Source organism: Melioribacteraceae bacterium (assembly GCA_035362835.1).
GTDB lineage: Bacteria > Bacteroidota > Ignavibacteria > Ignavibacteriales > Melioribacteraceae > DSXH01.
The window spans coordinates 284,501-311,330 of sequence record DAOSDY010000003.1; the positions used below are offsets into that span (position 1 = coordinate 284,501).

The following is a 26,830-nucleotide window of genomic DNA, read 5'->3' on the forward strand; positions in this document are numbered from 1 at the left end:
TCGGAAATTTATAATAATATCTGTTGTTTTAAGACGGCTAAAAAATAGAAAGGTTTATAATCAGTAGCAATTTTAAGATTTTTTTGATTTCAATCCTGCTCGCAATTATTTCATGCAGCTTCAAGTTTGCGCAAGTATTCACCAAAATCCCGGTCTGATCCGAGTATATGATTAATTGTCCAATCTTTCAGGTAATCGATGGTTTTAATACTGAGCAGCAGGTTATTCCTTATTGAATCCTGCTTGAATTCAGAAAGCTTTCCGATAAATTCCTGGTGCTCCTCAATATGCTTATTAAAATCCGGATAGAGATTAAGGGACTGCATCTCTTCTTCCAGTTTGAAATGATAAATAGTGTATTCTTCAAGACGGTTTATTACCCCATTCATAATGAATTGAGAAGTCCCGATTCTCTGCGCATCGTATAGGTCATTTATTATTTCAATAAGCCTTCTGTGCTGGTCATCAATTACACGAATGCCAATACTGAAGGATTCCTTCCAGGTGATATTAGACATTTAATTTTCCTCTATATACAATGATATTATCGAATAATAACCGGATTTGTTTAGATTAGAATTTTTCAACTTCTACCTGTACACACATTATTTAAAGAAATTACGATGAGCCCGTAAAAATCGTTATATTCGCATAATAAAAATCAATCCTGATCTATTATGAAAGAACCTGTTGTCGATAAAAATTTAGCAATAGAGCATGGTTTAACCGTTGAGGAATATGACCTGATCTGTGAACGGTTAGGACGAATTCCCACATATACCGAACTCGGAATCTTTTCTGTAATGTGGAGTGAACATTGCAGTTACAAGAATTCAATTGCACTTCTTAAGACGCTCCCGAGAAGCGGCGGTAAACTTCTGGTTGGTGCGGGTGAAGAGAATGCGGGACTGGTAGATATAGGAGACGGACAGGCGATCGCATTCAAAATTGAGAGCCATAATCACCCCTCTGCTGTCGAACCCTATCAGGGTGCCGCAACCGGTGTCGGCGGAATTCTTAGAGATATTTTTACAATGGGTGCCAGGCCGATCGCATGCTTGAATTCGCTCCGTTTCGGCCCGCTTCAGGACGCCAGAACACGTTACCTGTTTGAAGGTGTTGTAAAGGGTATTGGAGATTATGGAAATTGCTTCGGTGTTCCTACTGTTGCAGGTGAAGTTTATTTTGATGAATCCTACAGGACAAATCCGCTTGTAAATGCTATGGCCATCGGAATTGTGGATACCAAACATGTTGCCTCTGCTACTGCCCACGGTAAAGGAAATCCTGTAATGATTGTCGGCTCATCTACAGGAAGAGATGGAATCCATGGCGCAACTTTTGCCTCGGAAGAGATTTCGGAAAAATCGGAAGCCAAGCGCCCTTCGGTTCAGGTTGGAGACCCTTTCACAGAAAAACTGCTTCTCGAAGCAACACTCGAAATTATTAAACAGGGTTTGATTGTTGGAATTCAGGATATGGGTGCTGCGGGAATCTCCTGCTCTACATCCGAAATGAGCGCTAAAGGGGAATCGGGTATGAATATTAATCTCGATATGGTTCCTCTTAGAGAAGACGGTATGAGCGCTTACGAAATTATGCTTTCCGAAAGCCAGGAGAGAATGCTGGTTGTTGTTAAGAAAGGGAACGAGGAGAAAGTAAAAGAAATATTTGATAAGTGGGACCTCAACTGCGAAATTATCGGAGAAGTGACAGATGATAAAAAACTCGTTATAAACCACAACGGGAATATAAAAGCTGAAGTACCTCCCTTCGATCTCGTCCTGGGTGGTGGCGCTCCGGTTTATATTCGCGATACTCAGGAACCTCAATATCTTTCTCAGACAAGAAATTATGACTTGAAGTCAGTTCCGGAACCGGAATGCATCGCCGAAACATTCGAGAAAATTTTAGGATCGCCGAATATCGCGTCAAAAAAATGGGTCTATGAACAGTATGATTCCATGGTACGAACAAATACAATTGTAGGCCCCGGCTCGGATGCTGCGGTTATTTATATAAAGGGAACAAATAAAGCCATAGCTGCTAAAACAGATTGCAACGGCAGGTACGTTTATCTTAATCCAAAGGAAGGCGCTAAGATTGCTGTTGCGGAGTCTGCTAGAAATGTTGTTTGCTCTGGTGCCATGCCTCTGGCTATTACAAACTGTCTTAATTTCGGAAATCCGTATAAACCGGAAGTCTACTGGACTTTTAAAAAAGCAATTGAAGGTATGGGGGAAGCATGCAGATTCTTCAATACCCCTGTGACCGGTGGAAATGTAAGTTTTTATAATGAAAGTCCCGATGCTGCTGTTTACCCGACCCCGGTTATAGGAATGGTTGGCCTTATTGAAAAAACTGAAAATGTTACAACCGGAGAATTTAAGAAGGAAGGAGACCTGATATACTTGCTTGGTGAAGATTATGAAGAGATCGGAGGAAGTGAATATCTTAAAGAGGTTCACGGACTTGTAACAGGCGAAATACCCAAAATCGATTTGCAGACTGAAAAAGATCTTCATAATATACTATTAGAGCTCATTGATTCCCGGTTGATTAATTCGGCTCATGATGTCTCGGAGGGTGGAATACTGGTTAGTCTAGCCGAGAGCTGCATTATCAATAAAGAAAAAATGATCGGCGCCAAAGTGAATATTCATATTAAAACCAGAGAGGATTTTACCTTCTTCTCCGAAAGTCAATCCAGAATTATTGTCTCGGTAAGTCCGGAGAACAGAGAGAAGTTCGAGAAGTTAGCCTCTCATAGTTTCACTCCGTTTACCTGTCTCGGTGAAACTGGCGGTAAGAGTTTAAGGATAAACGATCAGTATGAATTCCAGCTGGAACTTCTCTCTGGTATCTATTACGATTCGATTGGAAAGAAGATGGACCATATAAAAGGATGATATGATTAAATTCAGGATATTCAAATATATCGGATCATTCATTCCTCTTCCTATATTCAGAAAAATTCTGGAATTCGTAAAACATTACTTTATAGGATTATTTAAAAGGATAGATCAGAATAATCTTTTCTTTGCCGGTGCCGGTATCGCGTATTCGTTATTCCTTGGTATGATACCGCTTATCCTTCTTATCTTCTCTTTGTTAAGTAACATTTTTGATGTCAAAACTCTTCAGGAACAGATTTTCCAGATAATCGATACTGCCATACCCTATCCCGTCTATGCCGCTTATATGAAAAAAGTAATTGAGACCCGGCTTCCGGAGTTTGTTGGGTATCGTACAATTGTCGGTTATGTTGGAGCTATTGGTTTATTGATTACATCAACATGGATTTTCAGCAGTATGCGTACAATCTTAAACCAGATTTTTCATACAAAGATTCAGAAGAACGCATTTATCGGGATGCTGAGGGATCTGGGGATGGTTATCCTGCTTGTCATTTTTATTTCACTTTCAACTTTTGTTTTTCCTATTATAAATTTGACACTCGAAGTTGCCCAGACATCGGAGATGATGAGCAAGTTTAACGTGAGCCAACTCTGGAATTTTATAGTGCGGATTATGTCGCTATTGATAATGCTGGCCATGTTTTTCGCTCTCTATTATCTTATACCTTATGAAAAACTTCCGAAAAGGGTTGCGCTTCTTAGTGCATTCTGGACAACTCTGCTTTGGGAAATTGCCCGAAATGTTTTCGGCTATTATATTCAATACTTTTTCAGTTCGAATGCTCTCTACGGCGCATTCGCTTTAATCGTTGTTATTTTATTCTGGGTTTATTATTCGTCATGCATTTTTATTATTGGGGCTGAAATTGGACAGCTCTTCAGGGAAAGACTATTGCTGAAGAAAAAAAACAAAGTGATCAACAATAATCTCCCTGTCTGAATTTATTTAACAGGTTATTAAATCAGTCTACTTTTTTAATCGAGTACTAACAAGGATAATTATAAACACTATACGGATTTACTATGACTTCAAAAAATAAAATCTTTAATTCCTTTTTATCGACCGTTTTTGCATTATCTCTATTAATACTCCCTGCAGAAAAGATCTTTTCACAATCCATGCCCCTTGCTGAGAAACAACTGAATAACGAGAAAAAAGAAAAACTTCTTACTCAGGAAGAAAAGGAATCGGTAAAAGCCAGAAAGCTTAGAGTAAAGGAGAGGACAAAATTTGCATATTATAATGAAGACGGAAGTTTCTCTGCTCAAAAAGTACTTTTAGAAAAAGTCTATTTCGATGAAAAAGGAAATAGAACCGAACAGATAATTTTGAAAGCTGATTCACTTCTGGACAAGCGGTTTACATATGATTACGATTCGCTTGGTAATAATATAAAGAGTGAAATCTATAACGAGTACGATAATATAATATTCAAACGTGAATCCGTTTATAATGATAAATCGAAAGAGATTTCCCGAAAATACTGGGAAGCCAAATCAAAAGGGGAAAGTAATGCTGAACTGAAATACAACGATCAGAACCTCCTCAGTGAATTGATTGCATACAGACCAAACGGAAAAATTGCATCGATTGTTAAAATGATTTATGAAAATGGACGCCTTGCAAGCGTTGAAACGCATAACGACAAAGGAAAAATTCTGGATAGATCGATTTTGAATTATGATGACCGCGGAAATATAACAAGCGAAATTTTTACTACACCTAAAGACACAGCTGCATTCAAGTATACATATAATCCGGACGACTATCTCATTAAATCCGAATACCCCGACGCAACCCGATATATGGATTACGACGAGAACGGAAATGTGATTGAAGATAAGCAGATTTACTACACCGGTGAACGCGAATTCAAGGTGAGGTTTTCCTATTATGATAACGGACTCATCAAAGAGGAAATCAGATATTCGGCGGACGATAAACCTTCATTCTATTCCGTCTTTGAGTACGAATTCTATAAATGATTAGTTTATTGCCTCTCGGCAGTACTTCTGAAATCGGTGCGACCTGCTTTTACCTTAATATCTCGGGTACCGGCATTCTTCTCGATTGCGGAATTGACCCGAAAAAAAAAGGAATCGAATCTCTCCCCGGTTTTGCACTTCTCGAGGATCTTCCGCTCGATTTCGTTCTAATTAGTCATTCTCATCAGGATCATATCGGCTCTCTCCCGTTTCTCGTCCAGAAATTTCCATATGTCATTATTTACTCAACCGCACAATCAAAAGAAATTGCAGATGTAACTCTTCACAATACCGCGAATATATTAGCTCAAAATGCTGATCCGGAAAATAATCTGAAGATTTACACTCACGAAGAGATCGACCTTCTAGTGAGAAGCATTCGCGGGGTCGATTATAAAGAGAGGATTGAACTCAAAGGGATGCGGCATAGTTCCGTTGAACCTGTCAGAATATCTTTCTACGATGCCGGACATATTCTCGGCTCAGCTTCCATTCTGATTGAATTCTCGGGCAGAAGAATTTTATTTACCGGTGATATCAATTTATCTGACCAATCGATAATGATTCATGCCGACCTGAAAGGGATTAAAAAAGTAGACCTGCTTTTACTCGAGACTACATATGGCTCCACCGATTCGGCAATACTTGGAACCTGGAAGAGCGAAGGTGACCGCTTAACTAAAGCCGCTAATGAAATTCTGAATAAAGGGGGTTCCGTATTAATCCCTGCATTTGCTCTCGGTAAAACACAGGAATTGCTTACCCTGCTTTATGACCGGATGATGAAAGGAAAATTGACTGAGACCGGAATTTACACTGGCGGAGTCGGCAGAGAAATTTCTGCTTTATACGACCGGAACCGGTTTATTACAAGACGTAAAGAAAAAAATCACGTCCTAAAAGAAATACCTCAGAAAAATATTTTTGAAGTTGAAGATTACAATTACTTTCTAAAAAATCCTTCAATTGTACTTGTCTCAAGCGGGATGTTGCTTCCCGGAACAACTTCTTTCAAGTTACTTAATTATTGGTTAAATCAGCGGGAGTTCGCTGTTTTCGGAGTAGGGTATATGGACGAGACAACACCCGGCTACCGGCTTATGAATTCTTCCAGAAATGATGAGATCCGGCTAACCGACTTCAGTTCACCTCAAAAAGTTAAATGCCTTGTCGAACGCTTTTATTTCCCTTCTCATGCCCGGAGGGAGGATCTTCTTAAAATTGTTGAAATTGTTAATCCGGGCCGGATTTTTCTTATTCACGGTGATAAAGAGTCGATCGACTGGGTCGGTCGGAATATACTTCAGAAATTCGAACGGATAAGCATTAATACTCTTTCCGAAGGAAATATGATTTCGGTCTGGAAAAGTTAAACTGTCTTTAAAATCTTTTGATTTACACTTGTCCACTTAATTTTTATATTTGATACCGTTAGGAGGTAAAATTCAATCCGCAACTCTAATATTCATTCAAGATGAGCGGGGTGATCTTAAACTTTGTTCTGGTTTATTCAAACTGTTTGCGTTACTTGAACAAATTTGAAATGTAATCGGAATTGTAAATGGAATCACCGATTGTTTTTCTAAATTCAATTAAGGAGGATTCTGAATGAAAATTTCAAAACTCATCATTCTATTAGTAATTGTTGCAATGGCTTCTTCAATTGCACAAACAAAAAGCACCACATCAAAAAGCAAAACCGTTAAAAAAACCGAACCGGTTGAGCAGTATGTTCCGCCTCCGCCACCACCTCCGGCTAAGGATGGAGTATTGATCCATCTCTCGAGCGGTATGGATAGCCCTCAAAGAGTTTTAATGGCTTTAACTATGGGCTTAAAAATGGCCGATGATCACGATGTTTATATCTATATCGATATTAGTGCCGTCCACATTGTATTGAATAATTCAAAGAGTCTTGAAATGCCTAAGTTCGAACCGTCAAAAATTCTTATCGATAAAATTCTGAACAAGGGAGTCAGAATTGCCGTTTGTCCCACCTGCCTGGAGTCTGCAAATAAAACACAGTACGATTTAATGAAAGGTATAAAACTAGCCAATAAAAACGATTTCTTCGATTTCACTCAGGGAAGAATTCTTACGCTCGATTATTAGTTTTTAAAAAGGAGTGTCCGATTGGTGGGAAGCCAATCGGACATTTTATTGCATCGAGGATCTGTAAAAGAAAAATTAATTAGAATTTTACGTAGGACAGTTCTGCAACTTTTTCAGGATGCTGCTCTAGGTATTTCTTCATCAAATGTGAAAGATAAAATTTCTCACTCATCTTGCGTACACCTTCAAACTCATTGAAAAGAGATGTCCTCTGAACCATATAGACGGCCTGGGTATTCCCGATTTTAATAAGTGAAAGTGCAGCTACGATGCGTGCAGCATATGATTCGTCATCCCGGAGTATCTGCATAAGCTCGATTACTGATTTCTCCGATTTCATTTCTCCCAGAAAATATGCGCAGCTGATCCGCAGTCCCTCATTATCGGATTTTAAGCCGACAAGCAGATTAGCTTCGATTATTTTGAACTTGGCCTTTACTACAGGATCGATTTCCTGACCAGCAAATGTTGTTGCGGAGAATAATAAAGCGGAAATAAGAACTATCGAAAGGATCTTTAAGGTTTTCATGGTGCCCCCCATGCATGTTTGTTATTATTATTTTCAGTACAAGTGTTTTCTAATTTCTATTGTATAAGACGATGCCTTTTTTAGAAAGGTTGCTTGTGGATTTTTTTGTGCCTATCCATTCATGCAGGTGGGTTACCGGTAAATAATGTTGAATTGGGATGAAAAATCAATCCGACTTGAATTCTCTGAAAATATTCAAAACTTTTTTATAAAAAAGAAAAACGAAAAGAACCATTACACCGATTATTATCATTCCTTCCATTTCAATTCCTGAACTTACTGACGTCAATCTAATCAACCGCTCTTATAAAATATATGAACCAGCGCACCGGATTTATAAATGGTGAGCCATCTCACTTAATAATAGATCCGAACTAAAATCAAAAGAATAATTTTTGCGGCAGATCAATAATAAATTGAAAGAACATTAAAATATTTTTGAATTGATTTTGCTGAATTAACAAATCGGATTCTTGGAGAAGGGAATCAGAAAAATCGGGAATCATTTATTCCACTTATCTATGTGAAAATGCAATCCCTCTATTTTTAAAACAAAACAACCCCACACTATTGTGTGAGGTTGTTTACTTTAGTAGCGGGGCTAGGACTTGAACCTAGAACCTTCGGGTTATGAGCCCGACGAGCTACCAATTGCTCCACCCCGCGGTGTAATATTTATAAGCCATTCTAAGAACATTTTCAAACTTGGGGCTCAAATATATAAAACCTATTCCCCTGAGTCAAATTATTACTTACTCTTTCAGTCCTCTCTTGATACTTACTCGCTCATTCGCAATATTCGCACTAAACAAAACTGTTGCCAATGCTCAAATCGTTACTTATTAAAGATTACGCTCTGATCGAAAATATCCATGTAGAGTTTGGAAAGGGATTGAATATCATTACCGGCGAAACCGGTGCTGGTAAGTCGATTCTTATTGATGCGATGGGACTTTTACTCGGCGAAAGAGCCTCGGTTGAAGTGGTTAGAAAGGGATCCGATAAATCGGTTGTCGAGGGTATCTTCGAAATCGAGGGGAATAAAAAAGTCCAGAACCTCCTAACGGAAAATGAAATTGAATTCTCCGGCGAGTTGATCGTAAGAAGAGAAGTTTCGCTTAAGGGAACCAACCGCTGTTTTCTGAATGATACACCTGTCACTTTGAATCTGATTAAGGAAGCCGGCGATCTGCTCGTTGACCTGCATGGACAACATGAACATCAGTCGCTTCTCCGCGTTGAGACCCATATTGAGATGCTCGACGATTCGGCGGGACACAAAAATCTGATTGACGATTACAAAGGCAGGTACTCCGGATTAAACTCTTTTCTGGGAGAACTGAAAGATCTTCTTCAGAAAGAGAACCGGTTGAAGGAGAAAAGAGATCTTTACGAATTCCAGATCAAGGAGATTGATTATGTCTCTCCTGAAGTTAATGAAGATGAAAAGCTTGAAAGCGAACTGAAAATTCTCGAAAATTCAGAAAGACTCCTTTCAACCGCGAGTGAAATTTATCAATTGATCTATGAAAACGAGGATTCTGTTCTCGGGCGAATGTCGGAAATCCGGAACAAACTCAACGAGCTTTCAAAAATTGATCCCTCGTTTCTTGAAAAAGTAAATGAAAGCGAATCCGTTATTGCCATCTTGAATGATATCTCTGCTTTTGTAAGATCCTATAAAGATCGAATTGATATTGATCCTGAAAACCTGGAAAAAATACGTCTCCGGCTCGGTTCAATTAATTTATTAAAGAAAAAATACGGCGGTTCTTTAAATACAGTACTCGAACACCGCGAAAAGATCGGTACAGAATTCAACCTGGCTCAAAATTTCTCTTCAAAAATCGAATCTCTCCGGAGTGAAATAGAAATCGTTAGAAAAGAGTGCGGTCTTCTTGCAAAAAAAATCTCGACCAGCAGGAAAAGTGCCGCTAAAAAAGTAAAAAAGGAAACCGAAGTAGCTCTTAAAACACTGGGAATCCATGACTCGTGCTTTGAAATAAAGATTGAGAACGAACCTGCGGATGCATCATCGGAAAATTTTATTATTGCAGAGGGACGTAAATATAAATGCGATTCCAATGGATTTGATATTGTAGAGTTTTTCGTTTCAACAAATATCGGGGAGGATCCAAAACCTCTTGTAAAAGTTGCTTCGGGCGGAGAGATTTCCCGGATTATGCTTGCCCTTAAATCGATTCTTGCCAGGACCGATAAGCTGCCGATTTTAATCTTCGATGAAATTGATACGGGTGTCAGCGGACGAATTGCACTGAAAGTCGGCCAGGCACTCAAATCTCTCGCTTCATTTCATCAAATAATTGCAATTACACATCTCCCGCAGATTGCCGGTTTATCCGATTTTCATTTCGCGGTTGAAAAGAAAAAATCGGGTGAACGTGTGGTCAGTTCCATACGATTGTTGAATAATGACGAAAGGATAAACGAAGTCGCCAAATTAATCAGCGGCGAAAAGATTACAGAAGCTGCTCTGAACGGTGCCAGAGAACTGATCAACCTGAAATAGTTGTTGAACCTCACAGACATTCAATTTTTGGCTTTGCAACTATTATTTAGTTAGTTAAATTCATCATATAATAAATATGGAATTCGGAGGAATCTATGAAAAAAATTTTTGCAGCCTCACTAATATCCCTTCTCCTGTTGTCATCGATTCAGGTATTAAAAGCACAGGACGATCTTGAAACAACTTTGTCTAAACTCTCTTCCACAGTAGGCAAATCTTATGTTGCGCCGGTAATCTCGGCGTTCGGTTCCAATCTTAATTCCGGATGGGTAAATATCCTGCCTCCTGCAACAAAACTGGGTTTTCATCTGAATATTAAAGTTATCGGAATGGCTTCATTCTTCTCCGATGATGTAAAAAACTTTAACGCTGCGAGCGATTTTTATTTCAGTTCTTCGCAGGCCGATCAGATTCTTTCAGCTTCCGGTTACGGATCCTCACACCCGGCTTACGCAACTTTAAAAAATGAGCTTACAAAAGCCCAGTTCAATGTTAATTTCTCCGGACCTACAATTGTTGGAAGTAAAAATGAGGGATTAAAAGTTAAATTCCCCGGCAAAACAATTCAGTCGGGTGGCCAAACTTATACTTTGAATCCCTACGAGTTATCGGTTCCGGAAGTAAAAGGATTTCTAGATGATCTGAATATTTTTCCAACCGCTGCTATTCAGGGTACTATAGGTACAGTTGCCGGTACGAATGTTTCTTTCAGATATTTCCCGAGTGTTAATATTGAAGATATGGGAAAATTCAGTTTCTGGGGAATGGGCGCAATTCACAATCCGGGCGCATGGCTAAAAAATCCGCTGCCGCTCGATATCGGCATCGGCTATTTCTACCAGAAGATGACTGTTGGGGATATCTTCGAAAGCAATGCGACACAGTTCGGTTTGTATGTCGGAAAAACCATCGGTATGATTGTTTCTGTTTCACCTTATGCCGGCATAACTTTTGAATCCTCTAAAACTACTGTTCAGTATGATTATCAGTCGAATCAGGAAGTAGCTCCCGGAGTTCTTGTTCCGCCGACTAAACTGAAATTCGAACTCGAAGGCGAAAATTCAACCGGCTTTGTTGTTGGTATAAATATTAAACTTGTTGCGGTTAATATTAATGCTGATTATAAAGTTGCCAAGACAAAAACAGCAAGTGCCGGGGTTTCATTCGGATTATAATATTCATGTCAGAGCCTTGAGGAGAGAACTTCAAGGCTCTTTCAATTCCTTATTCAATCTTCATTGCGGAGTTAAGTAATTCTTTAAGCGAATTCACGTAGGGGAGGAGATCGCTCATATTTCCCTTTGTGATCGATAGCTTTTTGGTCATGAGTGCCTGCATCGGTGAAAGGGATTTATTCAGTATCCTTTCCCAAGTTTCCTTATCGGCTTCGATTATAAACTCTGAAATGTTAAAATCGTCCCCGGTTGCAATTCTGGCCTCCCTGCATTCCCCGTTATTAAGGTCCAGGAAAACCGGATTCAATCCTGTTTTGCCGGTCTGGTTTAAGATTAGCTTCCATTTCCAGCCTTCAGAAGAATTTTTATATTCCTGATTATTATTGATCGATTTGCAGAGCTGCGCGGCCCACTCTCCGCTGAAGTATTCCATAATATTTTCTCATCCTATAAGTTGTGACGATTAAAATAGCTAAATTTGTTTTAGTATGAAATCAAGAATTGCCCGATGAAAGAAACAGCAATCTATATTCACATCCCGTTCTGCGATCATAAATGTATCTATTGCGATTTCTACTCGATTATTTCATATGAGAATATCCGCTCCTACTTCCAATCATTAAAAAAAGAAATTAATTTTTATGCTGAAAAATTCTCCTCCGGCAGGGAGATAATTTCAATTTTTTTGGGCGGGGGAACCCCGTCCTTTATGGAGCCCGAGTACATCGGCGAAATTATTAATGAAGTAAAATCCTCCTTTAACGTAAGAGAAAATGCCGAAGTAACAATGGAAACTAATCCGGGCACCGTATCGAGAGCTAAACTGGAAAGTTTTATAAGTACGGGAATCAACAGGATCAGTATCGGTATTCAATCTTTTGATGATAAGGAATTGAAATTTCTTACACGGATTCACGACTCTGCAGCGGCGGTTGAAACAGTTCTGAAAGCAAAAGAAGCGGGATTTAATAACATCAGCATCGACCTGATTTTTAATCTTCCCGGGCAGACAAAAAAAATCTGGCGCTCAAACCTTGAACAGGCTGTCGCGCTTCCGGTTAAACATATTTCTGCTTATAGCTTAATACTTGAACCGGGTACAATTCTGAATAAAATGGTTATCGATGGGAAAGTAAAACTGGAAAGCGACGATCACGATGCTGATCTATATGAATTCACAATTGATTTCTTATGCGGGAAAGGATTCGAACAGTATGAAGTTTCAAATTTTGCTATGCCCGGATACGAATCGGTGCATAATAATGCTTACTGGCGTTACAGGGATTATCTCGGATTCGGCACATCCGCTCATTCTTTCATAGATGGAATTAGGTGGTGGAATTTTTCGAGCGTTAAGTTTTATAACGAAGCTGTAATCAGGAATCAGAATGGTGTTGCAGGGAAAGAAAGATTAACAAACGAACAGAAATTGAATGAGTATGTTATGCTGGCTTTGAGAAGCAAGGGACTTGATATAAATAAACTTGAATCAGTATTTGGAAATGAATGGATAAATAAAAACCAGGCAAATATTAATTTTCTTTTTCAAAATGATTATATAAAATTTGACAATACACTAATAAAATTTACTCCTAAAGGGTATGCATTGTGTGATGAATTATTACTAAGATTCCGCTAGGCAATTTTCACTTCTAAATTATATTGACTTTAATTGAAAGTATCATAATTTAATAGCTAAAAAAGGTGTTTATTGTGAAAAACAAGAATACCTGTATCCTCCTTCTTCTTTTGTATTTACTTTTCCACGGGTCAGATCCGGAGATTTTTGGTCAAGAGGTTAAAACCAGCTACCTGCCGAAATTAACAACTTATACTCCCCGTTACTCAAAATTTAACATCAATAAAATTTCTACTTATGTCTATAATAATGGCGAGGCTGATATTGATAGAAGCTCGAACTCCGGCTTCGAATTTCCGATTGGAACAGATCACTATGCTGTTTATAAATCAGGATTACTTTGGGGCGCAAAAATTAGTGGAAAAATATATTCGGGTGGTTCAGCGTATAATTCCGGATTGTCCCCCGGCAGAATCTTGGAAAATGGTAATGCAGAAGATCCGAATTCAGAAAATGTAAGGGTCTTTAAAGTAAGACCCGATTATAAAACAGCAGCATTTACTAATGAAATCCTGGATGAGAATAAAACCAGTCAGGAAATATTTAACCAATATGAAAAAGATTGGAATGAATGGCCGGCTAATAACGGTGCCCCTTTCGAAGATATAAATCACGACGGTAATTATGACCCGGTGATTGATATTCCCGGAGTAGCCGGTGCAGATCAAACTCTCTGGTTTGTTGCTAACGACCTTGATTCAACACAGACAAAAAATCTCTACGGTTCTTTACCAATGGGAATAGAAATGCAGGTAACAGTTTGGGGTTTCAATAGAAACGATGATTACGGTAATGCATTATTTAAACGTTATAAAATAATTAATAAGAGTGAGAATATTTTTGATGAAATGTATTTTGGAATCTGGTCCGATCCCGATCTGGGAGGCGATGCCAGTGATGATCTGGTTGGGTGTGATACATTATTAAGTCTTGGTTATGTATTTAATAGTAGAAACTCACATCCTTTTTTGGAAGTAATTGGTTCATCTATGGGATTTGGTTTACTTCAAGGTCCTATTGTTGATGGATTACCTTCGGATAAAGCTAATTTTGGAAATAGAATTATTTATGGTAAGAAAAATCTTTCTATGACGGCTTTCTCATGGTTATATAAGTATGGACCTCCTTTATATGGGGACGTAATAATTGGTAATCCAAACGGAACAATTGAACTTTACAATTATCTTCAAGGGAAAACGAAAACCGGAAATCCCTGGCCGGTTCCTTCAGAATTCGGCGGCGGTTATACAAAATTTCCAGCATCCGGAGATTATATAAGAAAAACAGGATTTTATGACGGAGTGCAATATCCTCCTACGGATAGAAGAATGATGCTCTGTTCCGGTCCTTTTAACATGGCACCGGGTGATACACAGGAAGTTGTTTTTATGCAGTTAGCTGCCGGTGCTGATGGTGTAACTAAAAATCTTGCTGCTATTGAATTGCTAAAACTTTCAACTCTCTCTTTGAGGAATTCTTATTTCAATAATGGTCAAATAGTTTTCAGTAAGACAATTCCGGAAGTTATTGTAACTAATCTTGATAGCTTGGTCATACTAAACTGGGGTGAAGACCAGAATCAGATTAATCAGATTGAAAACAGCAATACTCTTTACAAATTCGAGGGTTATAATGTTTATCAACTTCCTAAGGCAGATTCCAAAATCGTTGAAGGAAAATTAATCGCGACTTATGACGTTAGAAACGGTCTTACAGAAATTAGTTCGCTCGACTTTGATCCAGACAGCCAGACTCTATCACAGGTAATTAAAGCGAAAGGAAGCAACTCCGGTATTAAAAGACATATTTATATAACCCGGGATTATCTAAATAGTAAACCACTCACAAATTGGAAAGAATATTATTTCGGAGTAACTCACTACTCGTATTCTTTTTTGCCAATACTGTCGAATTACTATGAATCAAATATCAATGTTTATAAAGCTGTTCCTAAACCGGTTTCTCCAACTATAACTTCGCAATTTAAAATTGGAGATCAATTCACTGCGGAAAGGATTTCGGGTTCCACCTGGAGATGGTTTAAAGGAAAAGTTGTGGACCCGTTCAGATTGACTAATAGCGAGTATGAAATTACCTGCAAAGTCGAAAATGATAAACCTTTCTTTAATATCAAAAATTTGACTTCCGGAAAAACTCTTTTTACAAATCTTCCTGAACCAAATTCAATGGATGATTTTCCAATAGTGGAAGGAATTTTACTTACGATTGACTTCAGCACGACTCATCCATTCACCAATCAGCATATATTTCGTTATAAAACTTATGCTCCTGAATCCAACTTAAGTTTGTGGGATCAGGAATTTGATAAAGTGATTGTATTCCCTAATCCGTTTTATGGAAGGACAAATAATGAGTTATTTAATGACGATTGTTTTGTTACTTTTACTTATTTACCTCCCAAAGCGATTTTTAGAATTTTTAACCTTGCAGGTCAGCTTATTAGAACTATAGATAAAGATTCGAACGAAAAATCACTCCGTTGGGATTTGAGGACCGATTCGGGACAGATTGTTCCAAGTGGAATCTATATCGTAAACATAGAATTCCCGGATGCTGGACTTTCAAAAAATCTCAAATTAGCAATTATAAGTTCGCAATAAACACGATCCTGTTAAGAATTAACACAAATAATAAATTAATTATCTGAAGAATCCGGATTTAATCCTTCCTGAATTAATATCTTTTATAGAAATTATATATATTGGGTTAAACCTGGCATATGTTTGATTTTGTAACAATTTATAATTTCATAGATGTTTTATCTTTCTGAAATATGGATTGATTGAAGATTTAAAAAAAATTTGACTAAACCGGTCATATAATGAAATTAAAATTACATTGGCAGATACTTTTAGCATTTTTTGCAGCAGTTATTTATGGAATTCTATTAACCGAATATGTAGAATATATTTCATGGCTCGGCGATCTCTTTTTAAGAGCGCTTAAAATGGTTATCATACCTCTTGTGTTCAGTTCAATTGTCTCCGGTGTTACAAACATTGGCGGAGGTAAAAACCTCGGACGCCTCAGTATTAAAACAATTACCTATTACATTGCAACAAGCACACTTGCAATACTTACAGGTTTGTTCTTTGTTAATATTCTTAAACCAGGGGTGGGAGCTGATCTCGGATTTTCAAAAGAAGTAGAAGGACTTGCTGCAGCTTCTGAATCAATCGGTTCAATTTTAATGAATATAATCCCTGTAAATATCTTTCAAGCATTCACCGAAATGAATATGCTGCAGATAATATTCTTTGCCATTCTATTAGGTTTTTTCATTAGTCAGACAGAAAAAAAATATCAAACACCGCTGATAGATTTTTTTAATTCCGTTTTTGAAGTAATGATGAAGCTGACGATGTTCATAATTAAATTCACTCCGCTTGGCATATTCGGTATTGTTTCCGGCATAGTAGCGGAACATGCGGGTAATCCTTCTGCACTTTTCGATATCGTGGGCAGACTTAGTATTTATATGGCAGCGGTCCTGTCTGCGCTAATTGTCCATTCTTTCGTCACGTTACCATTGACATTGAAACTGATTGGAAAAGTGGACCCTGTAAAACATTTTAAAGCTATTACAACCCCGTTATTAACAGCTTTTTCAACCGCTTCTTCAAATGCAACTCTTCCGTTAACTATGGAAGCTGTTGAAGATAATTGCGGAGTCTCTAACAAAATAACAAGCTTCACACTTCCTCTCGGCGCAACTATAAACATGGATGGAACCGCTTTGTATGAATGTGTAGCTGCAATTTTCATTACTCAGGCATACGGAATTGAACTTACCATTGTTCAGCAACTGATAGTTGTTGTTACTGCCTTGTTAGCTTCTATTGGCGCCGCAGGAATCCCAATGGCAGGATTGGTGATGATATCGATTGTGCTTACAGCTGTTGGGCTACCTCTTGAAGGTGTCGGATTAATTCTTGCTGTCGATAGGCTTCTTGATATGTTCAGAACAACCGTTAATGTTATTAGTGATAGTTGCGGTGCTGTTGTTATTGCCAAAACTGAAGGTGAAACACTGTTAATTGAATAAATACTATTTTGGAAATTAAATCCGGAGTTGAAATGCAAGAAAAAAATAATTTATTAGTCCCGCTCGCAGTATTATCCGGAGCGATTGTATTATCTGTTTTAATTTTTTCGTTTGTTTGGAAGTCTGCTCGAAATGCCGACCAGACTATCACCGTTACCGGCTCGGCCAAAAAAACAATTGTAAGCGATCTCGGAATTCAGCGCGGAACACTTCAGGCGGCAAGTTCCGATCGTAGAACCGCGTATCAGATCGTAGCCCAGCAGATGCCGGTCGTTCTTAAATATCTTGCCGATAAAGGCTTCACAAAGGAACAGATCGAGGTTTTTGGAATTACAGGCTATCCTGTTTTCGAAGTCAGCTCTCAGGGATACCAGACTCAAAATGTTTCCCATTACGTTTACAGTCAGAGATTTGAAGTCAGGTCCAATGATGTTCAGAAGATAAAGGATCTCTCTCTTACATTAAGTTCTCTTGTTGAAAAAGGTCTCGATGTTCAGGTCGATATGCCCGAATACCTTTTTACCAAGATCGACGACCTGAAAATTGAAATTCAGGCCGAAGCAGCTAAAAATGCTATGGATCGTGCCGGTAAAATTGCAGAGGCCACAGGCAGGAATCTCGGTTCGCTCCGGAACGCTAGAATGGGTGTAATTCAGATTACTCCGCTCAACTCCAATATGGTTACTGATTACGGAATTAATGACGTAAGTTCGATTGATAAGGAAATTACAGCAGTAGTAAGCGCGTCTTTTGAGATCGATTAAGTGTTTTCCCTGTTTTTTCTGCCGAAAATAAAAGATTCTTAATCCGGCAGCTCAGGGAGAATCCGTAAAAGATTTTTGCTAATTCAATTAATTATTCCTACTTTTGTGCATTCTAATTCGCCCCTCGTGGGCGATTTTTATTTGTGTAATATGGATAAAGTGCAAATTTTTACAAAATTCGAAGAAATTATAGCCTCCCTCGGCTTTCTCCTTATCGACGTTGTTCTGCGTGGCGATAACCACCTCCGCATTATTGAGATTTATATAGATAGTGAAAAAGGAGTTTCGGTTGACGACTGCTCTCTGGTAAGCAGGGCAATTAACGAAGCAATTGAAAAAGAGGATCTTGTTGGAAGCAATTACAGGTTAGATGTTTCCTCGCCGGGTGTCGACCGGCCTCTAAAATACCTGGCACAGTACATTAAACACCTGAATAGAAAATTTGAGGTTGAATATAATGCCGATGGTGAAACGAAAAAACTGAATGCTAAACTGTTAAAAGTCGACGGCGATCAGTTGTACTTCATTGAAAAAACAAACGAATTCAAAATAAATTATAAGGATATAATCAAAGCGAAAGTTTTAATCAGTTTTTGATTACGGAGGAGAATAAATGAACACCGAGATAGTAGAATCCTTTTCCCAGATGGTCCGCGAAAAGAGTCTTGATAAAGACGTACTGGCCGGAATTATTGAAGAAATATTCGGACTTATGGTTAAAAAGAAATTCGGACAGGAAGCCAAATACGATGTTGTTGTTAATATGGATAAGGGTGATATCGAAATATTTCTTGAGCGGGTTATTGTTGAAACTGTCAATGATCCGAGTACCGAAATAAGTATAGATGAGGTTAATGAAAAAGGAAACGACGACGACCTGGAAGTTGGTGAGGATTATGTCGAAAAGATCGAGCTTCACCATTTCGGAAGAAGATTGATAAATCTCGCACGCCAGAGCTTAAATCAGAAAATCAGGGAAATTGAGAAGGATATCGTTTATAACGAGTATAATGAAATGATCGGTGAAATTGTTGTCGGAGATATCTATCAGGTTCGGCGTAATGATGTTCTTGTAAATCACAATAAGAATGAGCTGCTTCTTCCGCGAAACGAACAGATACCCCGCGAAAAATACCGCAAGGGCGATACCGTTCGCGCAGTTGTTAAGGAAGTTAAAAAGACTCCTAACGGACCGATTATTATAGTTTCCCGTGGCGATAATTTATTCCTTAGGAGATTATTCGAAATTGAAATACCGGAAATTTATGACGGTGTTATTGAAATAAAAGGAATTGCACGCGAACCCGGTGAAAGAGCTAAAGTTGCTGTAGAATCTCAGGATTCCAGGATTGATGCTGTGGGTGCCTGCGTCGGTATGAAAGGCGTAAGAATCCACGCAATAGTCCGTGAATTGAATAATGAGAATATCGATGTCATCAACTATTCCGAAGATCCCATTGTATTTATTCAGAGGTGTCTCGCCCCTGCAAAACTGAAACAGATTGAAATCGATGAGGATGATAGAAAATGCGTTGTTACTGCCGATAGCGATCAGGTCTCTCTTATTGTCGGAAGAAGCGGTGTTAACATCCGCCTGGCCATGAAACTGAGCGGTTACGATATCGAAGTGATCCGTCAGGAAAAACCGCTAGAAGAATATGAAGAGGATATCGAATTGCCTGAACTTAGAGAAGAACTTGGCAGCGATATTGTCGACCTTCTTATCAATCATGAATTCGAAACTGCTGTCGATGTTCTTAAAGCTGGCATCGATAAATTGAAAGAGATAGAAGGAATTGACGAGGAAAAAGCTAAAATGATAATTGAAACCCTCGAAAATCAGTTTGAAGAAGAGGAATAAATTAAAACGGAAAAATTGAAAGAACTGGTTAAGATAAATTTCAAAATAAGGTAAATCCAGATGTCCGAAACTGCTAAAGAAAAAAAATTAAGACTTTATAAGTTCGCTTCAGAGTATAATCTCTCTACTGATTCTTTGTTGGAGTATCTTCAGAAGAAAGGATATGAAGTAAAATCTCATATGGCCCTCCTTTCAGAAGAGATGCTGGCCGATATCAAATCCCACTTTAAAAAAGATATTGAAAAAGCCGAGAAACATTACAAGAAAATCTCCGATTTCCAGAAGAAAAGAGGGGATAAGCAAGAACCTGAGGTCCCTGCTCAACCTGTTCATGTGGAAGAAACTCTTAAAGAGGAAAAAACCGAAGAGCTTGTTGAAAATGTTGAAATCCTTGAAGACACTCCTTCTGTTGAAGACCTTGTTGAAGAAAAATCCGAAGAGTCTGAACAGGTAGTTGAATCCGTTGTAGAAGAGGACGTTGAAGAATCCAAAACTTTCAAAACTAAATCGGAATTGGAGCTCGAGACTAAGAAAAAGGGGTTGACTATAGTTGGTAAAATTGATCTTGAGCAGAAGAAGAAAGAAAAACCGAAAGAATCGTCTAAAACAGATGATAAAGATTCCGTACTAAAGCCGAAAACCGCTGCCTCCGCTTCCGAAGAAGAAGATTCCGATGCCAAGAAAAAGAAGAAGAAAGTTCTTAAAGCAAAAAAGAAAACCAAGACTGCGGAAGACGGTACTGAGGAGGTTGTTACCAAAAAGAAACGGAAAATAAAAAAACTAGAAATCGATAAACGCGAAGTTGAAGAAGCTATAAAGAGAACTATTCTTAGTATGGATGAATCCTCGGTTGGCGACCGCGCTTCTGTACGAAAAAAGAAGAGAAAAGAAAAACTGGAGATTCAGGAAAAAATCCTAGAACAGAAACAGCTCGATCAGAAAAAGATTCAGGTTACGGAGTTTATCGCCGTTAACGAACTCGCTAATCTTATGGGTGTTCCTGTCAGCGAGGTTATTCAGAAGTGTATCGGTCTTGGTCTGATGGTATCAATTAATCAAAGATTAGATGTTGAATCAATTACACTTGTTGCCGATGAATTCGGATTTGAAATAGAATTGCAGGAGGACTATCAGGCCGAACTCGATTCTGAAACTCCCGATGCGGAAGAAACTCTCAAATTCCGTCCGCCTGTTGTTACAATTATGGGTCACGTCGATCATGGTAAAACTTCGCTTCTCGATTATATAAGAAGAACAAATGTTGTTGCAGGAGAATCGGGCGGTATTACACAGCATATCGGTGCTTACCAGGTTGATCTTGAAGGCGGTAAGAAAATTACTTTCCTCGATACTCCCGGTCACGAAGCATTTACCGCGATGCGTGCGCGCGGCGCAAGCGTTACCGATATTGTAATCCTCGTTGTTGCTGCTGATGATGCAGTAATGCCTCAGACTGTTGAAGCTATCAACCATGCACAGGCAGCTAACGTACCGATTATTATTGCCATAAATAAAGTAGATAAACCGAACTCAAATATTGAAAAAATTAAACAGCAGCTTGCCGAAAGAAATATTCTTGTTGAGGACTGGGGTGGTAAATACCAGTGCGTAGAAATTTCTGCTAAGTTCGGAAAAAATGTCGACCTGCTTCTAGAAAAAATTGCTCTCGAGGCCGAATTGCTTGATCTAAAAGCCAATCCTAATCGTCTTGCTACCGGTGTTATTATTGAATCGCAGATGGATAAAGGGAAAGGTGTAACGGCTACGGTACTTGTACAGAAGGGAACACTACGTATCGGCGAACCGTTTGTTGCCGGAGTTGTACACGGAAGAGTTCGTGCTATGTTTGATGAAAGAGGTAATAAAGTATTTGAAGCCGGCCCTTCAACACCGGGACTTGTACTCGGATTCGAGAATGCACCTCAGGCCGGCGATACTTTTACAGTAGCTGAATCTGAAAGAGATGCCCGCGAAATTTCATTTAAACGTCAGCAGATCAAACGCGAACAGGATCATCGTCAGATCCGGCATATTACTCTCGACGAAATTGCTAGCCAGATTAGCCGCGGAGGATTTAAAGAACTTCCGATTATCGTAAAAGGCGATGTGGACGGTTCAATTGAGGCACTGGCCGATTCATTGATGAAACTATCGAATCAGGAAGTTGCCGTAAGAGTAATTCACAAAGGGGTTGGTGCTATATCCGAAGGTGATGTTCTTTTGGCCGCAGCCTCACAGGCAATTATTATCGGATTCCATGTGCGCCCGAATACTAATGCCAGAAAACTTGCAGAACAGGAAAAAGTTGATATTCGTCTCTACAACATAATCTACGATGCTATTAACGAGGTTAAATCAGCTCTGGAAGGAATGCTCTCTCCAGTACTCTCGGAAGAACTTGTTGCTACGGTTGAAGTCCGTGATATTTTCAAAGTTCCGAAAGTCGGAACAGTCGCAGGATGTTATGTTCAGGATGGTAAAATCGAACGCAAGAACAAGATCCGCCTCTTCCGCGATGGAATCGTAATTTATGAAGGGGACCTTACTTCGCTGAAGAGATTTAAAGACGACGTACGCGAAGTTGAAAAAGGTTTTGAATGCGGTCTCAGTATTGCGAACTATAACGACCTTAAAGTCGGCGATATTGTTGAATCGTATAAAATAATTGAAACTAAGAAGAAACTTGTTTAATGACTCACAGATTAGATAAAGTCAGCAGTTTGATAAAAGAAGAACTCAGTTTGATCTTTCTTCATAAGGTGCAGGATTCTGCGGCGGGACTCGTTACAGTTACGAGCGTAAAAATAAGCCCGGATCTGCGTCATGCGAAAGTTTATCTGTCGGTTTATGCAAAAGAGAAACGTGATGATGTTCTTGAAAAAGTAAATGGATTGAAAGGAATGATAAGAAGTGAACTCGCTTCACGTGTCAATATGCGTTACGTTCCGGAACTCCATTTCTTTATTGATGATACTCTCGATTATGTTGAAAAGATTGAAGGATTGTTTAAACAGATTCATTCGACTGATGAAACAGGTAAAGATGATAACGAAATCAGCAATAAATAATTATGAACCTGATTTTGAAGCGGGTGAAATAATTTTAATCGATAAATCGCTTTTTAAATCCTCCTTCGATATTGTCTATAAGGTTAGAAAAGCAATTAATGTAAAAAAAGTCGGGCATGCCGGTACACTGGACCCGATGGCTACGGGCCTGCTTATTGTTTGTACCGGAAAAAAGACTAAGGAGATTTCGGAATTCAGGGGGCTTGATAAAACTTATGCCGGTACTTTCTGTCTGGGTAAAACAACCCCTTCGTTCGATATGGAAACTGAATTCGATTCGGAATCCGGAATCGAGGGAGTGACAGCAGAAAAGGTTATTGAGTTTGCCTCTGCTTTTATCGGTAAAAGTTTTCAGATTCCGCCGATCTACTCTGCAGTTAAACATAATGGTAAATCACTCTACCAGTTTGCCCGTAAAGGAGTGGAAATTATTAAAGAGCCGCGGGAAATTTTTATTTCCTCATTTAAAATAACCGGTATCGAATTACCGGATGTTTATTTTGAAATAACCTGTTCCAGCGGGACTTATATTAGAGTAATCGCAAACGATTTTGGGAAAAAGATCGGCTGCGGTGCTTATTTGAAAAAATTAAGGCGTACTAAAATAGGCGATTATAATGTTGATGAGGCCCTCACTATTTCTGAATTCACTGATAAGTATAAAGAACGGGCAATGGCATTACAAAATTAGAACTTAACAATGATTCTCTTTACTGAACTTAATAATTATATAAAACAGGGAAATGCGGTTGTTACTGTAGGCACGTTCGACGGCTTGCATCTGGGGCATCTTAAGATAATGGAAAAAATGAAAAGTATTGCCTCTAAAGTTAATGGTAAAACTATAGTGATTACTTTCGAACCGCATCCCAGAAGCATTGTTTCGAAAAACTTCGATTTGAAACTGTTGACATCGCTTAATGAAAAGAAAAAAATTCTGGAGAAGGCAGAAATAGATCAACTCATATTGATAAATTTTACGCAAGAATTTTCGCAACTGACTTCCGACCAGTTTATCAAACAATATCTTGTTGATAAAATCGGTGCGGTCCATATGGTTGTAGGTCACGATCATAAGTTCGGAAAAGACCGTCTTGGTGATGAGGATAAACTTCGCGAACTCGGCAGAATGTACAACTTTGATGTAACTGCTGTCCCACCCGAAAATATGGACGGGGAATTAATAAGCAGTACGAAAATAAGAAATTACCTGTTAGAAGGGCGAGTAGATAAAGCCAACTTACTGCTGGGAAGAAATTATTCTTTTACGGGAGTGGTAGTTAAAGGTGCTCAAAGAGGAAGAGTCCTCGGGTTTCCAACCGCCAATTTGAAACTTGACGATCCCCATAAAGCTATTCCCAAAAAGGGAGTTTATATTGTATCCTGCAGATGCGAACAGGAGAATTTTTACGGTATTATGAATATCGGATTCAGACCGACATTCGAAAACAGAAATGAACTTGTTATCGAAGTCCATATCCTTAATTTTAACAGGGATATCTATGGAAGGGAATTGAGTATCGACTTTATTCAACGTCTAAGAGATGAAAAAAAGTTTGCTTCCAAAGAGGAATTGATATATCAGATTGAAGAGGATAAAAAAAAAGCAGTAGAATTAATAAATGTTTTAGTTAACTAATTGATCCCGGTCCGGTTAATGGTTTCTGGGATTATATCGAACAAATAAACAAGGAGTAACAAAATGTCGTTATCTAAAGAAAAGAAAAACGAATTGATCAAGAAGTACGGTAAAAACGAAAAAGACAGCGGTACCGCTGAAGTTCAGATCGCACTATTGACAGAACGGATTAATAATCTGACTTCTCATTTCGAAGGTCATAAAAAAGATCATGCTTCAAGAAGAGGATTGATGCAGATGGTTGGTAAAAGAAGAAGACTGCTTGATTACCTTGCGGCAAAGGATATTGAGAGATATCGCAGCATAATTAAAGAATTGAACATAAGAAAGTAAAAGAGGAATTAAATGGTATATACCAAAGAAATTGAATTAGGGGGCAAGTTATTAAAAATAGAAACCGGAAAACTTGCTAAACAATCGAACGGAGCTGTTACTGTTCAGTATGGCGATACGGTCGTTTTAGTTACTGCCGTTGCTGGAGAATTGCGGGATGAAATCGACTTTTTCCCTTTGAGTGTTGAATACAGAGAAAAAGCATTTGCTGCAGGAAAAATACCCGGAGGCTTTTTTAAACGCGAAGGCAAACCGAGCGATAAAGAGGTTCTTAGCGCTCGATTGATCGACAGACCGATAAGACCCCTTTTCCCGGAAAATTATCGGAATGATACTCAGGTAGCTGCGTTTGTCTATTCCTACGATCACGAAAATGATGCCGATGTTATCTCGGCTGTCGGAGCTTCCGCCGCTCTGGTTATCTCCGACATCCCTTTCTTCGAACCGATTGGTGAAGTGAGAGTTGGAAGAATTAACGGTCAGTTTATTGTCAACCCTACTAATATTCAGGTTGAAGAAAGCGATATTGAACTGGTTGTAGCCGGAACCGATAGCTCTATTATGATGGTTGAAGGCGAATCTAAAGAAGTGAGCGAAGAAGTAATGCTCGACGCTCTTAAGTTTGCTCACAATGAAATTAAAAAAATTGTAAAAGCTCAGAATGAACTTCGCGAACTCTGCGGTAAACCTAAAATGGTCGTTCCTGAAAAAGCTATCGATCAGAATCTTCTGAACGATGTTAAAGAATTCGCTCTTAACCGGTTTAAGGATATTGTTTCTTCTGTTCTTGCTAAAGAGGAAAGATCGGCTAAAAATAGGGAACTTGAGCAGGACGTATTAACCGCCCTGGCGGAGAAATACCCCGAACAGGAAAAAGCCATTAAAGAAATTCTCCACGATATGGAGAAAGATTTGATGCGCAACAGAATTCTTGAAGAAGGCCTGAGACTTGACGGAAGAAAAACCGATCAGATCCGCCAGATCTCAATTGAACTCGGTATCCTGCCCCGTCCTCACTCTTCCGCGCTTTTTACACGCGGCGAGACCCAGAGTTTAACAACTCTTACTCTCGGCACAAAGCAGGATGAACAGATAATTGACGGACTTCAAACTGAATTCAGGAAAAGGTTTATACTGCATTATAATTTCCCTCCGTTCAGTGTTGGTGAAACCGGAAGGTACAGCGGTGTTGGCAGAAGGGAAGTAGGGCACGGAAACCTTGCCGAAAGATCTATTAAAAATATTCTTCCTCCCGAAACTGTATTCCCTTACATGATCCGTTTGAATTCTGATATACTCGAATCCAACGGCTCGTCTTCAATGGCTACAGTGTGTGCCGGGTCGCTTGCTCTTATGGAAGGCGGCGTTCCTGTTAAATGCTCTATTGCAGGTATTGCTATGGGTCTTGTAAAAGAAGGCGACCGTTACGCCATCCTTTCTGACATTCTGGGAAATGAAGATCATCTTGGTGATATGGATTTTAAAGTTGCCGGATCGGAAAACGGAATAACCGGTTTCCAGATGGATATTAAAATCCAGGGTATTTCATTCGAGATTATGGAGAAGGCGCTTGCTCAGGCAAAAGCCGGAAGAATCCATATCCTTAAAATAATGAACGAAGCTATACCGGTTTCCAAACCTAATATTTCCACTTATGCTCCAATACTTCTTTCAACTAAAATCAGCACCGACAAGATCGGTGCGGTTATTGGGCCAGGCGGAAAAGTTATCCAGAAAATGCAGAAGGATTTCAGCGTCGAAATTAATATTGAAGATGACGGTACTGTCAGTATTGCCGGTCAGGATCACCAGAAAGCGAAAGAAGCCAAAGAATATATTAAGTGGCTTACTGCAGAACCGGAAATCGGTAAGAATTATAACGGAAAAGTTATGAAGATTACCGACTTCGGCGCTTTCGTTGAAATTATTCCCGGGACGCAGGGACTGCTTCACATTTCGCAGATCGACAACAAACGGGTAAATAAAGTTTCCGATGTTTTGAAGGAGGGTGATATGGTGAAAGTAAAACTTCTTAGCATCGAAGGCGGAAAATTTTCTTTATCAAGAAAAGTTCTCCTTAAAGATAAGGAAGAAGAAAAAACCAGTACTGAAAACGAATAGTTCGATATAGCAGTAATCCAGTTTCCAATTACCTGTCCGGTTTTGCCGGACAGGTAAATTACAATCAGATTGGAATCTGCATACTTAAT

General features: G+C 38.9%; 22 protein-coding genes and 1 tRNA gene. 19 read left to right on the forward strand and 4 right to left on the reverse strand.

Features of this window, described 5'->3' with window-relative positions; translation table 11 throughout:
* Positions 1-110: 110 nt before the first annotated feature.
* Positions 111-518 (reverse strand): bacteriohemerythrin, encoded by a 408-nt coding sequence (locus PLZ15_12385; protein HOI30546.1) that lies wholly within the window; start codon positions 516-518, stop codon positions 111-113.
* A gap of 159 nt (positions 519-677) precedes the next feature.
* On the opposite strand from PLZ15_12385, the gene purL reads away from it, so the two are divergent.
* From purL to PLZ15_12410, 5 genes are all read left to right on the forward strand, one after another.
* On the forward strand, positions 678-2,909 hold the full coding sequence (gene purL / locus PLZ15_12390) for a phosphoribosylformylglycinamidine synthase subunit PurL (protein HOI30547.1): 2,232 nt from the start codon (positions 678-680) through the stop codon (positions 2,907-2,909).
* A gap of 1 nt (position 2,910) precedes the next feature.
* Positions 2,911-3,858: a YihY/virulence factor BrkB family protein gene (locus PLZ15_12395; GenBank protein ID HOI30548.1), complete on the forward strand. Its 948-nt coding sequence runs from the start codon at positions 2,911-2,913 to the stop codon at positions 3,856-3,858.
* An 83-nt stretch (positions 3,859-3,941) separates the two neighbouring features.
* Positions 3,942-4,904, forward strand: coding sequence for a hypothetical protein (locus PLZ15_12400; GenBank protein ID HOI30549.1), 963 nt, complete (start codon positions 3,942-3,944; stop codon positions 4,902-4,904).
* On the forward strand, positions 4,901-6,277 hold the full coding sequence (locus PLZ15_12405; GenBank protein HOI30550.1) for an MBL fold metallo-hydrolase: 1,377 nt from the start codon (positions 4,901-4,903) through the stop codon (positions 6,275-6,277). The genes PLZ15_12400 and PLZ15_12405 overlap by 4 nt, the downstream gene beginning before the upstream one ends.
* Positions 6,278-6,512: 235 nt before the next feature.
* Positions 6,513-7,016, forward strand: a complete 504-nt coding sequence (locus PLZ15_12410; GenBank protein HOI30551.1) for a peroxiredoxin — start codon at positions 6,513-6,515, stop codon at positions 7,014-7,016.
* 79 nt (positions 7,017-7,095) lie between these two features.
* On the opposite strand, the gene PLZ15_12415 is transcribed toward PLZ15_12410, so the two are convergent.
* Together PLZ15_12415 and PLZ15_12420 are read right to left on the reverse strand one after the other, a co-directional pair.
* Positions 7,096-7,545: a HEAT repeat domain-containing protein gene (locus tag PLZ15_12415; GenBank protein HOI30552.1), complete on the reverse strand. Its 450-nt coding sequence runs from the start codon at positions 7,543-7,545 to the stop codon at positions 7,096-7,098.
* A 593-nt stretch (positions 7,546-8,138) separates the two neighbouring features.
* Positions 8,139-8,211 (reverse strand) — tRNA-Met (locus PLZ15_12420).
* 157 nt (positions 8,212-8,368) lie between these two features.
* On the opposite strand from PLZ15_12420, the gene recN reads away from it, so the two are divergent.
* Positions 8,369-10,075, forward strand: coding sequence for a DNA repair protein RecN (recN, locus tag PLZ15_12425; GenBank protein ID HOI30553.1), 1,707 nt, complete (start codon positions 8,369-8,371; stop codon positions 10,073-10,075).
* Between the two features lie 95 nt (positions 10,076-10,170).
* The gene (locus tag PLZ15_12430; protein ID HOI30554.1) at positions 10,171-11,250 is read left to right on the forward strand and encodes a hypothetical protein; all 1,080 of its coding nucleotides are present in this window, start codon (positions 10,171-10,173) and stop codon (positions 11,248-11,250) included.
* A 49-nt stretch (positions 11,251-11,299) separates the two neighbouring features.
* Here PLZ15_12430 and PLZ15_12435 read toward each other — a convergent pair whose 3' ends face one another.
* The gene (locus tag PLZ15_12435) at positions 11,300-11,683 is read right to left on the reverse strand and encodes an SCP2 sterol-binding domain-containing protein (GenBank protein ID HOI30555.1); all 384 of its coding nucleotides are present in this window, start codon (positions 11,681-11,683) and stop codon (positions 11,300-11,302) included.
* A gap of 75 nt (positions 11,684-11,758) precedes the next feature.
* Here PLZ15_12435 and hemW point away from each other — a divergent pair, with 75 nt between their 5' ends.
* The 12 genes from hemW (at position 11,759) to pnp (ending at position 26,741) form a co-directional block, all read left to right on the forward strand.
* On the forward strand, positions 11,759-12,889 hold the full coding sequence (gene hemW, locus PLZ15_12440) for a radical SAM family heme chaperone HemW (GenBank protein ID HOI30556.1): 1,131 nt from the start codon (positions 11,759-11,761) through the stop codon (positions 12,887-12,889).
* Between the two features lie 74 nt (positions 12,890-12,963).
* Entirely contained in the window at positions 12,964-15,510 is a 2,547-nt protein-coding gene (locus tag PLZ15_12445; protein ID HOI30557.1) for a hypothetical protein, read from the forward strand.
* Between the two features lie 221 nt (positions 15,511-15,731).
* The gene (locus tag PLZ15_12450) at positions 15,732-16,955 is read left to right on the forward strand and encodes a dicarboxylate/amino acid:cation symporter (GenBank protein HOI30558.1); all 1,224 of its coding nucleotides are present in this window, start codon (positions 15,732-15,734) and stop codon (positions 16,953-16,955) included.
* 32 nt (positions 16,956-16,987) lie between these two features.
* Positions 16,988-17,719 carry an SIMPL domain-containing protein gene (locus tag PLZ15_12455; protein ID HOI30559.1) on the forward strand — a complete coding sequence of 244 codons (732 nt, stop codon included), beginning with the start codon at positions 16,988-16,990 and terminating at the stop codon, positions 17,717-17,719.
* 150 nt (positions 17,720-17,869) lie between these two features.
* Positions 17,870-18,316: a hypothetical protein gene (locus PLZ15_12460; protein HOI30560.1), complete on the forward strand. Its 447-nt coding sequence runs from the start codon at positions 17,870-17,872 to the stop codon at positions 18,314-18,316.
* 16 nt (positions 18,317-18,332) lie between these two features.
* The gene (gene nusA, locus PLZ15_12465; GenBank protein ID HOI30561.1) at positions 18,333-19,580 is read left to right on the forward strand and encodes a transcription termination factor NusA; all 1,248 of its coding nucleotides are present in this window, start codon (positions 18,333-18,335) and stop codon (positions 19,578-19,580) included.
* 60 nt (positions 19,581-19,640) lie between these two features.
* Positions 19,641-22,271 (forward strand): translation initiation factor IF-2, encoded by a 2,631-nt coding sequence (gene infB, locus PLZ15_12470; GenBank protein ID HOI30562.1) that lies wholly within the window; start codon positions 19,641-19,643, stop codon positions 22,269-22,271.
* Positions 22,271-22,648: a 30S ribosome-binding factor RbfA gene (rbfA, locus tag PLZ15_12475; protein ID HOI30563.1), complete on the forward strand. Its 378-nt coding sequence runs from the start codon at positions 22,271-22,273 to the stop codon at positions 22,646-22,648. Before infB ends, rbfA begins: the two co-directional genes overlap by 1 nt.
* Positions 22,623-23,339: a tRNA pseudouridine(55) synthase TruB gene (gene truB / locus PLZ15_12480; GenBank protein HOI30564.1), complete on the forward strand. Its 717-nt coding sequence runs from the start codon at positions 22,623-22,625 to the stop codon at positions 23,337-23,339. Before rbfA ends, truB begins: the two co-directional genes overlap by 26 nt.
* 9 nt (positions 23,340-23,348) lie before the next feature.
* The gene (locus PLZ15_12485) at positions 23,349-24,287 is read left to right on the forward strand and encodes a bifunctional riboflavin kinase/FAD synthetase (GenBank protein HOI30565.1); all 939 of its coding nucleotides are present in this window, start codon (positions 23,349-23,351) and stop codon (positions 24,285-24,287) included.
* A gap of 63 nt (positions 24,288-24,350) precedes the next feature.
* Positions 24,351-24,620, forward strand: coding sequence for a 30S ribosomal protein S15 (gene rpsO / locus PLZ15_12490; GenBank protein ID HOI30566.1), 270 nt, complete (start codon positions 24,351-24,353; stop codon positions 24,618-24,620).
* Positions 24,621-24,632: 12 nt separating this feature from the next.
* Complete coding sequence (gene pnp / locus PLZ15_12495; GenBank protein HOI30567.1) at positions 24,633-26,741, forward strand: polyribonucleotide nucleotidyltransferase; 2,109 nt, start codon at positions 24,633-24,635, stop codon at positions 26,739-26,741.
* Positions 26,742-26,830 lie beyond the last annotated feature (89 nt).